The organism is Streptomyces sp. NBC_00425 (assembly GCF_036030735.1).
Taxonomy (GTDB): domain Bacteria; phylum Actinomycetota; class Actinomycetes; order Streptomycetales; family Streptomycetaceae; genus Streptomyces.
Genome location: NZ_CP107928.1, coordinates 4,297,650 through 4,311,758, shown reverse-complemented (window position 1 = coordinate 4,311,758; position 14,109 = coordinate 4,297,650). Strand labels below are relative to the sequence as shown.

13 protein-coding genes are annotated in these 14,109 nt (G+C 69.2%); 12 read left to right on the top strand and 1 reads right to left on the bottom strand.

What is annotated here, in order from left to right:
* Positions 1-22 precede the first annotated feature (22 nt).
* The gene (locus tag OHS82_RS18385; protein WP_079041687.1) at positions 23-1,321 is read left to right on the top strand and encodes a geranylgeranyl reductase family protein; all 1,299 of its coding nucleotides are present in this window, start codon (positions 23-25) and stop codon (positions 1,319-1,321) included.
* Between the two features lie 341 nt (positions 1,322-1,662).
* Here the strand turns inward: OHS82_RS18385 and OHS82_RS18380 are convergent, their stop codons facing one another.
* Positions 1,663-2,463, bottom strand: a complete 801-nt coding sequence (locus tag OHS82_RS18380) for a C40 family peptidase (RefSeq protein ID WP_057584831.1) — start codon at positions 2,461-2,463, stop codon at positions 1,663-1,665.
* A gap of 740 nt (positions 2,464-3,203) precedes the next feature.
* Here OHS82_RS18380 and OHS82_RS18375 point away from each other — a divergent pair.
* The 11 genes from OHS82_RS18375 to nuoK are packed head-to-tail and all read left to right on the top strand — an operon-like array spanning position 3,204 to position 14,109.
* On the top strand, positions 3,204-3,563 hold the full coding sequence (locus OHS82_RS18375; RefSeq protein ID WP_007383963.1) for an NADH-quinone oxidoreductase subunit A: 360 nt from the start codon (positions 3,204-3,206) through the stop codon (positions 3,561-3,563).
* 14 nt (positions 3,564-3,577) lie between these two features.
* On the top strand, positions 3,578-4,132 hold the full coding sequence (locus OHS82_RS18370) for a NuoB/complex I 20 kDa subunit family protein (RefSeq protein WP_057584832.1): 555 nt from the start codon (positions 3,578-3,580) through the stop codon (positions 4,130-4,132).
* Positions 4,129-4,911: an NADH-quinone oxidoreductase subunit C gene (locus OHS82_RS18365; protein ID WP_057584833.1), complete on the top strand. Its 783-nt coding sequence runs from the start codon at positions 4,129-4,131 to the stop codon at positions 4,909-4,911. The genes OHS82_RS18370 and OHS82_RS18365 overlap by 4 nt, the downstream gene beginning before the upstream one ends.
* Positions 4,908-6,245 (top strand): NADH-quinone oxidoreductase subunit D, encoded by a 1,338-nt coding sequence (locus tag OHS82_RS18360; RefSeq protein WP_057584834.1) that lies wholly within the window; start codon positions 4,908-4,910, stop codon positions 6,243-6,245. The genes OHS82_RS18365 and OHS82_RS18360 overlap by 4 nt, the downstream gene beginning before the upstream one ends.
* A complete protein-coding gene (gene nuoE / locus OHS82_RS18355) occupies positions 6,242-7,114 on the top strand; it encodes an NADH-quinone oxidoreductase subunit NuoE (protein WP_057584835.1) in 873 nt (290 codons plus the stop codon). Before OHS82_RS18360 ends, nuoE begins: the two co-directional genes overlap by 4 nt.
* Positions 7,111-8,463, top strand: coding sequence for an NADH-quinone oxidoreductase subunit NuoF (nuoF, locus tag OHS82_RS18350; RefSeq protein ID WP_328434159.1), 1,353 nt, complete (start codon positions 7,111-7,113; stop codon positions 8,461-8,463). The genes nuoE and nuoF overlap by 4 nt, the downstream gene beginning before the upstream one ends.
* Complete coding sequence (locus OHS82_RS18345) at positions 8,460-10,970, top strand: NADH-quinone oxidoreductase subunit G (protein ID WP_057584837.1); 2,511 nt, start codon at positions 8,460-8,462, stop codon at positions 10,968-10,970. Before nuoF ends, OHS82_RS18345 begins: the two co-directional genes overlap by 4 nt.
* The gene (gene nuoH, locus OHS82_RS18340) at positions 10,967-12,328 is read left to right on the top strand and encodes an NADH-quinone oxidoreductase subunit NuoH (RefSeq protein ID WP_057584838.1); all 1,362 of its coding nucleotides are present in this window, start codon (positions 10,967-10,969) and stop codon (positions 12,326-12,328) included. The genes OHS82_RS18345 and nuoH overlap by 4 nt, the downstream gene beginning before the upstream one ends.
* Positions 12,321-12,962 (top strand): NADH-quinone oxidoreductase subunit NuoI, encoded by a 642-nt coding sequence (nuoI, locus tag OHS82_RS18335; RefSeq protein ID WP_057584839.1) that lies wholly within the window; start codon positions 12,321-12,323, stop codon positions 12,960-12,962. Before nuoH ends, nuoI begins: the two co-directional genes overlap by 8 nt.
* A complete protein-coding gene (locus OHS82_RS18330; RefSeq protein WP_057584840.1) occupies positions 12,959-13,813 on the top strand; it encodes an NADH-quinone oxidoreductase subunit J in 855 nt (284 codons plus the stop codon). The genes nuoI and OHS82_RS18330 overlap by 4 nt, the downstream gene beginning before the upstream one ends.
* Positions 13,810-14,109: an NADH-quinone oxidoreductase subunit NuoK gene (gene nuoK, locus OHS82_RS18325; protein ID WP_003974374.1), complete on the top strand. Its 300-nt coding sequence runs from the start codon at positions 13,810-13,812 to the stop codon at positions 14,107-14,109. The genes OHS82_RS18330 and nuoK overlap by 4 nt, the downstream gene beginning before the upstream one ends.

The following is a 14,109-nucleotide window of genomic DNA, read 5'->3' as shown; positions in this document are numbered from 1 at the left end:
GGGAGATCCCGCCGTGACCGCCGTGACCGAGCCCCACTCCCAGCCCTTCACCGCGAACACCGCCGACGTCATCGTCGTCGGCGCGGGACCGGCCGGCTCCACGACCGCCTACTACCTCGCCAAGGCCGGACTCGACGTACTCCTCCTCGAGAAGACCGAGTTCCCGCGCGAGAAGGTCTGCGGGGACGGCCTCACCCCGCGCGCCACCAAGCAGCTGGTGGCCATGGGCATCGACATCTCCGAGGAGGCCGGCTGGCTGCGCAACAAGGGTCTGCGCATCATCGGCGGCGGCGTCCGTCTCCAGCTGGACTGGCCGGATCTGGCCTCCTTCCCCGACTACGGCCTCGTCCGCAAGCGGGACGACTTCGACGAGCAGCTCGCCCGCCAGGCCCAGAAGGCGGGCGCCCGCCTCCACGAGCGCTGCAACGTCGGCGCCCCGATCGTCGACGACCGCACCGGCCGCATCACCGGCGTGCACGCCAAGCTGGGCGAGGAGAAGCGCGAAGTCACCTTCCACGCCCCGCTCGTGGTCGCCGCCGACGGCAACTCCACGCGTCTCTCGCTGGCGATGGGCCTGCACCGCCGTGAGAACCGCCCGATGGGCGTCGCCGTCCGCACCTACTTCACCTCCCCGCGCCACGAGGACGACTACCTGGAGTCCTGGCTGGAGCTGTGGGACCGCCGCGGCCCCGGCGAGGACCGGCTGCTGCCCGGCTACGGCTGGATCTTCGGCATGGGCGACGGCACGTCGAACGTCGGCCTCGGCGTGCTCAACACCTCCGACTCCTTCAAGGAGCTGGACTGGCGCGAGGTCCTGAAGGCCTGGTGCGCGTCCATGCCGGAGGACTGGGGCTACACCCCCGAAAACATGACCGGCCCGATCCGCGGCGCCGCCCTCCCCATGGCCTTCAACCGCAAGCCCCACTACACCAAGGGCCTGCTGCTGGTCGGCGACGCCGGAGGCCTGGTGAACCCGTTCAACGGCGAGGGCATCGCCTACGCCATGGAGTCGGGGCAGCTCGCCGCCGACGTCATCGTGCAGGCCCACGCCCGCGCCACCCCCGGCCAGCGCGAACTCGCCCTGCAGCGTTACCCGCAGATCCTCGCGGACACCTACGGCGGCTACTACTCGCTGGGCCGCGCCTTCGTGAAGCTCATCGGCAACCCGAAGGTCATGAAGATCGCGACCCAGCGCGGCCTGACGCACCCGATGCTGATGAAGTTCACGCTGAAGATGCTCGCCAACCTGACGGACCCCACGGGCGGCGACGCGATGGACCGCATCATCAACGGCCTGAGCAAGGTGGCCCCGAAGGCCTGACCGAGCGGTGATCCCGGCGGGCCCGACCGGACGGTGAGGGCCCGCCGCTCGGCCGCCGACGCGCGCAGGCCGCTTCTCTGCGGCCCACCGAATGACGAAGTGCCCGACATGTCGGGCATCTTCGTGCTTTCATGCGTCATCTCATGAACGGACAGCCGCCCGTCGACGCCCGCCCGACGCGTGCCCGGTGCCCGCGACGCCGGTACCGGAGGCGGCGCACAGGATGACGAGCCGCCGACCGCCCCGCGCCGGGCGCACCCGGAGAGCCCGAAGGGCCGCTGCCCCCGAGCGGCTGCGGCCCTTGCGTGCGTGAGGCGCCCTCAGAGGGCGCCTGGGAGCGGTCAGAGCACCCTCACCGCGCCGCTCGGCGGGTCGTACGACAGCGGCTTCTCGGCCACGCCGGTGGACGGGTTCTGCGCACCGACGAACATGCCGTCGCCGACGTAGACCGCCACGTGGTACGCGCTGCCCGCGCTGCCCCAGTAGAGGATGTCGCCCGGCTGCAGGTTGTCCAGCGACACCTGGGTGCCGGCCGTCGACTGGTCCTGCGAGACGCGCGGCAGGTCGATGCCGACCTGCTTGAAGGCGGTCTGCATCAGGCCGGAGCAGTCCCACGAGTTGGGGCCGGTGCCGCCGGAGACGTAGGCGTCCCCGATCTGCGCCTTCACGAAGGCGATGACGGCCGCGGCCGAACCCGTCGCCGTGGAGGTGCTCGTGCTGCTGTAGGCGCTGCCCGACGTCGAGGTCAGCGTGGTCCGCTCGGCGGAGCGCGTGGCCCGCTCGGCGGCGGCCCTGCGGGCGGCCTCGGCCTTCTTCTTCGCCTCGGCCTTGGCGTCGGCGAGGTCCTTCTTGGCCTCCTTGGCGGCGGCCGCGGCGGCCGCGTCACGCTCGGCGTGGAGCTGGTAGTTCGCCGCGGCCTGCTGCGTGGCCTGGGCGGACTGCGCGACCTGGGCGGCCAGGTCGCCGGTGAGCACGGGCAGTTCGAGCGTCTGCGTCACCGGCTCGGCGGCGTTGGCCGAGCCGGCTGCTGTGGCGACGGCCAGCGTGCCGAGAACACCACTGGCGACTCCGGCCCGCATCGCGATCGTCGACGCGCTGCGGCGGGGTTTCCGGTGGCTGCGTATGTGAGCGGTGAGGGACATGGGTACAACCGGTATCAGGGGCTCCTCCATACCTTCAAGAAACGTGTGGTGCGCCACAGTTGTTCAACGCACGCCCCAAATTCCCTGCCTCGGGTTCTTTATTGACGCCGTAACGGACATTGCGGACGCACGTGATCAAGCCTGTGATCATGATGTTTCGCGGTTACGCCCGAATTGCCCTGCACCTACCACCGGTCGAGACAGTTGGCCAAGCCCCGCTCTTAAGCGACCCTCACGGGTGTGGCGGAGGTCACGGAACGGTTACCGGAGTGCCTGCGTCTCGCGCCTGCGGCAGGACCGCCTCCGCTCGTGAACGCGTGCACGCGTCCACGTCCGGCCCCGCCCTCCCTCTGATGTGTGAACGCGGTCCACTATCAGCACCCCGCGTCCATCTCCAATTTGCATGCAAGGGAAGCCTCTTGATATGGAGACGCCCCTCCGGCCTGCGGTGACGAGCGTAAATGTCACTTCTTGTGATCACTCTGACGCTTCGCGTACGAAGATCACCGCTGATACGACTTCATGATCGTTCGTCAGGTGGTGGAGATCACAAAGCTTGTGTAATACCCCGTGTCGCAGATCACAGAGCGGCGGGCATAGGATGCGAGGCAGTTGGGCTTGTGACCTGCTTCACATGTTCGCGATCTTCGTCTGGACGGGCGGTGTTCGCGGGCCTGCGGGCCGGCGTGAGTCCGATGCCATCGCCAGCAGTCAGTGCCGACTGAGAGGAGCGAGGAGCGGTGAACGCGTATGCGCCCATCCTCGTACTGGGAGCCCTCGGGGCAGGCTTTGCGATCTTCTCCGTGGTCATGGCCACGCTGATCGGGCCGAAGCGGTACAACCGCGCCAAGCTCGAGGCCTATGAGTGCGGTATCGAGCCGACCCCCACGCCGGCCGGCGGCGGGCGCTTCCCCATCAAGTACTACCTGACGGCGATGCTCTTCATCGTCTTCGACATCGAGATCGTCTTCCTCTACCCCTGGGCCGTCACCTTCGACGCCCTGGGTGTCTTCGGGCTCGTGGAGATGCTGCTCTTCGTGCTCACCGTCTTCGTGGCGTACGCGTACGTGTGGCGGCGCGGCGGCCTGGAATGGGACTGAGGGGCCTTTAAGTCATGGGACTCGAAGAAAAGCTGCCGAGCGGATTCCTGCTGACCACCGTCGAGCAGGCCGCGGGCTGGGTGCGCAAGGCGTCCGTCTTCCCCGCCACGTTCGGTCTGGCCTGCTGCGCCATCGAGATGATGACGACCGGCGCCGGCCGCTACGACCTGGCGCGCTTCGGCATGGAGGTCTTCCGCGGTTCGCCCCGCCAGGCTGACCTGATGATCGTCGCCGGCCGGGTGAGCCAGAAGATGGCGCCGGTGCTCCGCCAGGTCTACGACCAGATGCCCGCTCCCAAGTGGGTCATCTCCATGGGCGTCTGTGCGTCCTCCGGCGGCATGTTCAACAACTACGCGATCGTCCAGGGCGTCGATCACATCGTGCCCGTCGACATCTACCTTCCGGGCTGCCCGCCGCGGCCCGAGATGCTGATGGACGCGATTCTCAAGCTCCATCACAAGATCCAGAACTCCAAGCTGGGCGTGAACGCCGAGGAGGCGGCCCGCGAGGCGGAGGAGGCGGCGCTGAAGGCCCTGCCCATGATCGAGATGAAGGGGCTGCTGCGGTGAGTGAGTCGAACGGCACCCACGGCGCGAACGGTGCCTCGAACGGGGTGAACGGCGCCTCGGGCGCGAACCCCGAGAAGGACCTCTCCGCCTCCAACCTCCCCGGCCAGCGCGGCCAGGGCGGGGAGGAGGTCCGCGTCCAGCGCGGCATGTTCGGCGCCGACAACGGCGGCGACACCTCCGGCTACGGCGGCCTGGTCCGGTCGATCCGGCTCCCGGGGGCGGCGAGCCGGCCCTACGGCGGCTGGTTCGACGAGGTCGCCGACGAGCTGGAGGGCGCGCTGGAGGAGCAGGGCCTCCTCCCCGGCAACGCGATCGAGAAGACGGTCGTCGACCGCGACGAGCTCACCTTCCACATCGAGCGCGAGCACCTGCTCCGCGTCGCCCGCACCCTGCGCGACGACCCCGCCCTGCGTTTCGAGCTCTGCACCGGGGTCAGCGGCGTGCACTACCTGCACGACAAGGGGCGCGAACTGCACGCCGTCTACCACCTGCGCTCGATCACCCACAACCGGCTGATCCGCCTGGAGGTCAGCGCCCCGGACGCCGATCCGCGCATCCCGTCCCTGGTCTCCGTGTATCCCACCAACGACTGGCACGAGCGCGAGACCTACGACTTCTTCGGGATCGTCTTCGACGGCCACCCGGCCCTCACGCGGATCATGATGCCGGACGACTGGCCCGGCCATCCGCAGCGCAAGGACTATCCCCTCGGCGGCATCCCCGTCGAGTACAAGGGCGCCCAGATCCCGGCTCCGGACCAGCGGAGGTCGTACTCGTGAGCAGCACGCAGTCATCAGCCGCGTCCGCCTCGGCGCGCGAGACCACAGAGGGCACCGTCTACACGGTCACCGGTGGCGACTGGGACGAGGTCGTCCAGTCCGCGGCCCGCGCCGACGACGAGCGCATCGTCGTCAACATGGGGCCCCAGCACCCCTCCACCCACGGGGTGCTCCGCCTCATCCTGGAGATCGAGGGCGAGACCGTCACCGAGGCCCGCTGCGGCATCGGCTACCTCCACACCGGCATCGAGAAGAACCTCGAGTACCGCACGTGGACGCAGGGCACCACGTTCGTGACGCGCATGGACTACCTGACGTCCTTCTTCAACGAGACCGCCTACTGTCTCGCCGTCGAGAAGCTCCTCGGCATCGAGGACCAGATCACCGAGCGATCCAAGATCATCCGGGTGCTTCTCATGGAGCTGAACCGGATGTCGTCGCACCTGGTGTGCATCGCCACGGGCGGCATGGAACTCGGCGCCACCACGATCATGATCTACGGATTCCGTGATCGTGAAATGATTCTCGACATCTATGAGCTCATCACGGGCCTGCGGATGAACCACGCGTACATCCGCCCCGGCGGACTCGCCCAGGACCTGCCGCCCGGCGCGGTGGACCAGATCCGCGAGTTCGTGAAGAAGATGAAGAAGAACCTCCCCGAGTACGACAAGCTCGCCACCGGGAACCCCATCTTCAAGGCCCGTATGCAGGACGTCGGCTACCTCGACCTGGCCGGCTGCATGGCCCTCGGCGCCACCGGCCCGATCCTGCGCTCCACCGGCCTGCCGCACGACCTGCGCAAGACCCAGCCGTACTGCGACTACGAGACGTACGACTTCGACGTCCCGACCGCCGACTCGTGCGACTCCTACGGCCGCTTCCTGATCCGTCTGGAAGAGATGCGCCAGTCGCTGAGGATCGTCGAGCAGTGCCTGGACCGGCTGCAGCCCGGTCCGGTCATGGTCGCCGACCGGAAGATCGCCTGGCCGGCCCAGCTGGCCCTGGGCCCCGACGGTCTCGGCAACTCCCTGGACCACATCAAGAAGATCATGGGCACGTCCATGGAAGCCCTGATCCACCACTTCAAGCTGGTCACCGAGGGCTTCCGCGTTCCGCCTGGCCAGGCGTACGCGGCGGTCGAGTCGCCCAAGGGCGAGCTCGGGGTGCACGCCGTCTCCGACGGAGGCACCCGCCCCTACCGGGTCCACTTCCGGGACCCGTCCTTCACCAACCTGCAAGCCATGGCGGCGATGTGCGAGGGCGGCCAGGTCGCCGACGTGATCGTCGCCGTCGCGTCCATCGACCCCGTGATGGGAGGCGTCGACCGGTGACCACCTCTTCTTCCGAGCGTGGCGTCAGCCTGGGCATGCCCGAACTGCCCGCGCCCGCCTACCCGGACGACGTCCGAGCCCGGCTGGAGGCGGACGCGCGCGAGATCATCGCCCGCTACCCCGACTCCCGGTCCGCGCTCCTGCCGTTGCTGCACCTCGTGCAGTCGGAGGAGGGGCACGTCACACGCACCGGGATGCGCTTCTGCGCCGACGCGCTGGACCTCACCACCGCCGAGGTCACCGCGGTGGCCACCTTCTACACCATGTACCGGCGCCGGCCCAGCGGCGACTACCAGGTGGGCGTCTGCACCAACACGCTGTGCGCGGTGATGGGCGGCGACGCGATCTTCGACGAGCTCCAGGAGTACCTGGGTGTCGGCAACGGTGGCACCACCGACGACGGAAAGATCACTCTGGAGCACATCGAGTGCAACGCGGCCTGCGACTTCGCGCCGGTCGTGATGGTCAACTGGGAGTTCTTCGACAACCAGACCGTCCAGAGCGCGAAGCGCCTGGTGGACGACCTGCGAAGCGGTGGCACGGTGTCCCCCACGCGCGGGGCGCCGCTCTGCTCCTTCAAGGAGACCGCCCGCATCCTGGCCGGCTTCCCCGACGAGCGGGAGGGCGCCGTCGAGGCGAGCGGCAGTGCGGGACCGGCGTCACTGGTGGGTCTTCGCCTGGCAAAGGGAGAGACCGCACCCGCGCGCGTGGTCCACCCGCGCGACGGCGGGCCGCACGACGAGCCGCGGGACCGGGCCGTCCACGAGCCGTCGCCCACCGAGCACCTCAGTTCGCATGACGCGCCACAGGACACGTCGGCCTCCGACCCGGCTCACCCGGCAGGGCCTACCGCCGAGGAGGGGGAGTGATGACCTTGGCACCCGAGCTGAAAGGCAGCAGCCCCGAGAAGCTGCTCGCACCCGTGCTGTCGGCCTTCTGGGACGAGGACAGGTCATGGAGCCTGGACGTCTACCGAAGGCACGAGGGATACGAGGGCCTGCGCAAGGCGCTCGCCATGTCGCCGGACGAAGTGATCGCGTTCGTCAAGGACTCCGGTCTGCGCGGACGAGGCGGCGCGGGATTCCCGACGGGAATGAAATGGCAGTTCATTCCCCAGGGGGATGGAAAGCCGCACTATCTAGTTGTCAATGCCGACGAATCGGAGCCCGGGACCTGTAAGGACATCCCGCTCCTCTTCGCGAACCCGCACAGCCTCATCGAGGGCATTGTGATCGCGTGTTACGCCATCAGGTCGTCTCATGCCTTCATCTATCTGCGTGGTGAAGTCGTCCCGGTTCTGCGGCGGTTGCACGAGACCGTGCGCGAGGCCTACGCGGCGGGCTACCTCGGCGAGAACATCCTGGGCAGCGGGCTCGACCTCCAGCTCACCGTGCACGCCGGCGCCGGCGCGTACATCTGCGGTGAGGAGACCGCACTGCTCGACTCGCTCGAAGGCCGCCGTGGTCAACCGCGGCTTCGCCCCCCCTTTCCTGCGGTCGCGGGCCTCTATGCGTGCCCGACTGTGGTGAATAACGTCGAGTCGATCGCGTCAGTTCCCGCCATCCTGCAAAAAGGCAAGGAATGGTTCAGGTCGATGGGAAGCGAGAAGTCCCCGGGCTTCACGCTCTACTCCCTCAGCGGCCACGTCTCCAGCCCTGGCCAGTACGAGGCCCCGCTCGGCATCACCCTGCGCCAACTCCTCGAGATGAGCGGCGGCATGCGGCCCGGGCACCGGCTCAAGTTCTGGACGCCGGGCGGCTCCTCGACACCGATGTTCACCGACGAGCACCTCGACGTCCCTCTCGACTACGAAGGAGTGGGCGCCGCGGGTTCCATGCTCGGCACGAAAGCCCTGCAGTGCTTCGACGAGACGACCTGCGTGGTGCGTGCCGTGACCCGGTGGACCGAGTTCTACGCACACGAGTCCTGCGGCAAGTGCACGCCGTGCCGCGAAGGCACGTACTGGCTCGTGCAGCTGCTGCGTGACATCGAGGCCGGCAAGGGCTCCCTGTCCGACCTCGACAAGCTGAACGACATCGCCGACAACATCAACGGCAAGTCCTTCTGCGCCCTCGGCGACGGCGCCGCATCGCCGATCTTCTCCTCGCTCAAGTACTTCCGCGAGGAGTACGAGCAGCACATCACGGGCCGCGGCTGCCCCTTCGACCCGGCCAAGTCGACGGCGTGGGCGGACAAGCACACGGAGGTGAACGCATGACGGTGACCACCAGCGCTCCCTCCGGAGGCGGCGAGGCGGCGGTCCCGCCGGAAGATCTCGTGACGTTGACGATCGACGGCGCCGAGATCAGCGTGCCCAAGGGCACCCTGGTCATCCGGGCCGCCGAGCAGCTCGGCATCGAGATCCCCCGCTTCTGCGACCATCCCCTCCTCGACCCCGCGGGCGCCTGCCGCCAGTGCATCGTCGACGTCGAGGGCCAGCGCAAGCCGATGGCGTCCTGCACGATCACGTGCACGGACGGCATGGTCGTGAAGACGCACCTCACCTCGCCGGTCGCCGAGAAGGCGCAGCACGGTGTGATGGAGCTGCTCCTCATCAACCACCCGCTGGACTGCCCGGTCTGCGACAAGGGCGGCGAGTGCCCCCTGCAGAACCAGGCCATGTCGCACGGCCAGGCCGAGTCCCGCTTCGAGGGCCGCAAGCGGACCTACGAGAAGCCCGTGCCGATCTCCACCCAGGTGCTCCTCGACCGGGAACGGTGTGTGCTGTGCGCCCGCTGCACCCGGTTCTCGAACCAGGTGGCGGGCGACCCGATGATCGAGCTGATCGAGCGCGGGGCGCTGCAACAGGTGGGCACCGGCGAGGGCGACCCCTTCGAGTCGTACTTCTCCGGCAACACCATCCAGATCTGCCCGGTCGGCGCGCTGACCTCGGCGGCGTACCGGTTCCGCTCCCGGCCCTTCGACCTGGTGTCCTCGCCGTCGGTCTGCGAGCACTGCTCCGGCGGCTGCGCCACCCGCACCGATCACCGGCGCGGCAAGGTCATGCGGCGGCTGGCCGCCGAGGACCCCGAGGTCAACGAGGAGTGGATCTGCGACAAGGGGCGCTTCGCGTTCCGGTACGCGCAGCAGCGGGACCGGCTCGACACGCCGCTCGTACGCAACGCCGAGGGGGACCTCGTTCCGGCTTCCTGGCCGGAGGCCCTGCAGATCGCGGCTCAGGGTCTGCTGGCGTCGCGCGGCAGGACCGGCGTGCTGACCGGCGGCCGTCTCACCGTCGAGGACGCCTACGCCTACAGCAAGTTCGCGCGCGTGGCGCTCGACACGAACGACATCGACTTCCGCGCGCGGGTGCACAGCAGCGAGGAGGCCGACTTCCTGGCCGCCCGCGTCGCCGGCCGCGGCCGCGATCTCGACGGTACGGGCGTCACGTACTCCTCCCTGGAGAAGGCGCCCGCCGTCCTGCTGGTCGGGTTCGAGTCGGAGGAGGAGGCGCCGGGCGTCTTTCTGCGGCTGCGCAAGGCCTGGCGCAAACACGGACAGCGGGTGTTCTCGCTGGCCACCCACGTCACACGAGGTCTGGCGAAGGCGGGCGGCACCCTGCTGCCGGCCGCTCCGGGCACGGAGACGGAGTGGCTGGACGCGCTGGCGAGCGGCGTCGGCCTGGCGGACGCGGACGCGGGCGCCACGGCCGCGGAAGCGCTGCGGTCCGAAGGCGCGGTGATCGTCGTCGGTGAACGGCTGGCGGCGGTGGCGGGCGGACTGACCGCCGCGGCGCGGACCGCCTCGGCGACCGGCGCCCGGCTGGTGTGGATTCCGCGCCGGGCGGGGGAGCGGGGCGCGATCGAGGCGGGCGCCCTGCCGTCGCTCCTGCCGGGCGGCCGTCCGGCCACCGACCCCCGCGCGCGTGAGGAGGTCGCCGCGGCCTGGGGCCTTGCCGAACTCCCGCACCGCTACGGCCGGGACACCGGGCAGATCGTCGAGGCCGCCGCCTCCGGCGAACTGCAGGCGCTGCTGGTCGCGGGCGTCGAGGTCGCGGACCTGCCCGATCCGGCACGCGCGCGTGAGGCGCTGGCGGAGGCCGGCTTCGTGGTGTCGCTGGAGCTGCGGCCCGGTGAGGTCACCGAGCACGCCGACGTCGTCCTCCCGGTGGCCGCGGTCGCCGAGAAGCCGGGCGCCTTCCTCAACTGGGAGGGCCGGGTCCGCTTCTTCGAGGCGGCACTGAAGCCCGACCAGATGGCCCGCCGTGCGGCGCCCACCGACGCGCGCGTGCTGCAGATGCTCGCCGACGCCATGGACGTCCATCTCGGTCTGCCGGATCTGCGCACCGCCCGTGCGGAGCTCGACCGGCTCGGGGCCTGGGAGGGCTCCGGCGCCTCCGAGCCCACGGAGCCGGCCGCGCAGCTGCCGCGCCCCGCCGTCGGGGAGGCCGTTCTCGCAGGGCACCGACTGCTGCTCGACCAGGGCGTCCTCCAGCAGGGCGACGAGGCGCTCGCCGGGACCCGGCACGCGGCACGCGCGCGTGTGTCGGCCGCCACGGCCGCCGAGGCCGGCGTCAAGGACGGCGACCTGCTCGCCGTCACCGGGCCCGCCGGAACGGTCGCACTGCCGCTCGAGATCACCGTGATGCCCGACCGGGTCGTCTGGCTCCCGCTGAACTCCACCGGCCGGGGCGTCGCCTCCGACTCCGGAGCCACGCCCGGCTCCCTCGTACGCATCGGCCCGGCGACGCTCACCGCCGACGCCCCCAAGGAGGTGGAGGAATGAGCCCGTACTTCGCCGCTGAAGACCTCTCGATGTTCGGCCGCGACCCCTGGTGGCTGGTCGTCGTCAAGGCGGTCTTCTGCTTCGCCTTCCTGATGGTGACCGTGCTGTTCTCCATCGTCTGGGAGCGCAAGGTCGTCGCCTGGATGCAGTTGCGCATCGGCCCCAACCGGCACGGTCCCTGGGGAATGCTCCAGTCCCTCGCCGACGGCATCAAGCTGATGCTGAAGGAGGACCTCGTCGTCAAACGCGCGGACAAGGTGGTGTACGTCCTCGCGCCGATCGTCGCGGCCATCCCGGCCTTCATGGCGATCGCGGTGATTCCCTTCGGGCCGGCCGGCAACGAGGTCTCGATCTTCGGCCAGCGCACCACGATGCAGCTGACCGACCTGCCGATCGCGATGCTCTACGTCCTGGCGGTCGCCTCCGTGGGCATCTACGGCATCGTGCTGGCCGGCTGGAGCTCCGGCTCCACGTACCCGCTGCTGGGCGGCCTGCGGTCCTGCGCGCAGATGATCTCCTACGAGATCGCCATGGGCGCGGCGTTCGCCTCGGTGTTCCTCTACTCGGGGTCGATGTCGACCTCGACGATCGTCGAGCAGCAGCACGACCGCTGGTACATCCTCCTGCTGCCGGTCTCCTTCGTCCTCTACATCATCACGATGGTCGGCGAGACCAACCGCGCCCCCTTCGACATGCCGGAGTCCGAGGGCGACCTGGTCGGCGGCTTCAACACCGAGTACTCGTCGATCAAGTTCGCGATGTTCATGCTCGCCGAGTACGTGAACATGGTGACGGTCTCCGCCGTGGCGACCACGCTCTTCCTCGGCGGCTGGCGCGCTCCGTGGCCGATCAGCGGTTTCTGGGAGGGCGCGAACCACGGCTGGTGGCCGATGCTCTGGTTCGTCGTCAAGGTGCAGCTGCTGCTGTTCTTCTTCATCTGGCTGCGCGGCACGCTTCCCCGCGTGCGGTACGACCAGCTGATGAAGCTGGGCTGGAAGGTCCTGATCCCGGTGTCGGTGACGTGGCTGATGCTCGTCGCGACCGTACGGACGCTGCGCAACGAGAACTACGACTTCACCGACATCGCCCTCTACGTGTGCGGCGGCGTCCTGGTGCTGCTGTTGCTCTCCTTCGTCGCGGACATGTTCCGCAACGCGCGGAAGGAGGCTCAGGCCCCCGTCGAGCCGGCCGACTTCGACCCGATGGCGGGCGGATTCCCCGTACCGCCGCTGCCGGGGCAGGAGTTGCCGCCGGTGCCGAGGCGTCGCCCGAGCCGGGAGCGGGAGCTCATTGTCAGTGGTGGAGTGGACACTGTGAGTGACGGATCGCTGGATGGAAAGGAGGCGTCCGATGGCTGAGGAGCCCAAGGAGACCAAGCCCGGTTTCCAGAACCCCGTGGCCGGCTTCGGCGTGACCTTCAAGGCCATGTTCAAGAAGCGGCTGACCGAGCAGTACCCGGAGCAGGAGAAGACCACAGCTCCCCGGTTCCACGGACGACACCAGCTCAACCGTCATCCGGACGGCCTGGAGAAGTGCGTCGGCTGTGAGCTGTGCGCCTGGGCCTGCCCCGCCGACGCCATCTACGTGGAGGGCGCGGACAACACCGACGAGGAGCGCTACTCCCCGGGCGAGCGGTACGGGCGCGTCTACCAGATCAACTACGCCCGCTGCATCCTGTGCGGCCTGTGCATCGAGGCATGCCCCACGCGCGCGTTGACGATGACCAACGAGTTCGAGCTGGCCGACTCCAGCCGCGCCAACCTGATCTACACCAAGGAACAGCTGCTCGCCGGTCTCGACGAGGGCATGGTCGACTCGCCGCACGCCATCTACCCGGGCACGGACGAGCAGGACTACTACCGGGGTCTGGTCACGGAGGCCGCGCCCGGCACGGAGCGCCAGACGGCCGTCTCCAAGGGCGAGGGCCCGCAGGAAGCGGCCTCCACGTCCGACGCGGGCGAGCCGACGTCGGAGGAGGTGGTCGGCCGATGAGCGCGCAGCTCGCCGCCTACGCCACCTCGACCGGCGAGGCCTTCCAGTTCTGGGTGCTCGGCACGGTCGCGGTGATCGGCGCCCTGTGCACCGTCTTCATGAAGAAGGCCGTGCACAGTGCGCTCTGCCTCGCCGGCACCATGATCGTCCTGGCGGTGTTCTACCTCGCCAACGGCGCCTACTTCCTGGGCATCGTGCAGATCGTGGTCTACACCGGCGCGATCATGATGCTCTTCCTGTTCGTGGTGATGCTCGTCGGCGTCACCGCGGCGGACTCGCTGAAGGAGACCATCAAGGGGCAGCGATGGCTGGCCCTGCTGTGCGGTCTCGGCTTCGGCGTGCTGCTGATCGCCGGCATCGGCAACGCCTCCCTGACGGAGTTCAACGGCCTCACCGAGGCGAACGCGAACGGCAACGTGGAGGGCCTCGCCGCCCTCATCTTCACGAAGTACGTCTTCGCCTTCGAGATCACCGGCGCCCTGCTCATCACGGCGGCCGTCGGCGCCATGGTGCTCACCCACCGCGAGCGCACCGAGCGGCCCAAGACCCAGCGGGAGCTGGCCGAGCAGCGGGTCCGTGAGGGCAAGCACGTCCCGCCGCTGCCCGCCCCCGGCGTGTACGCGCGGCACAACGCGGTGGACGTCCAGGGCCTGCTGCCCGACGGCACCCCCTCGGAGCTCACGGTCAGCAGCACGCTGCGCGAGCGCGGCCAGATCAGGGACGTGTCCGCCGAGGCGCTGAGCGACCTCAAGGCCCTCGAGCGGCGCGCCGAGGAGCGGCTGGAGCGGGCCGCGGTCGAGCCGCCCCGGCTGGGGCCGAACCCCCGGCGGACCGAGGAGGCGTCGAAGTGAACCCCGTGAACTACCTCTATCTCGCGGCCCTGTTGTTCACGATCGGCGCCACGGGCGTGCTGATCAGGCGCAACGCGATCGTCGTCTTCATGTGCATCGAGCTCATGCTCAACGCCTGCAACCTCGCGTTCGTCGCCTTCTCCCGGATGCACGGCAATCTCGACGGCCAGATCATCGCCTTCTTCACGATGGTCGTCGCCGCCGCGGAGGTCGTGGTCGGACTCGCGATCATCGTGTCGCTGTTCCGTTCCCGCCACTCGGCCTCGGTCGACGACGCCAGCCTGATGAAGCTGTAA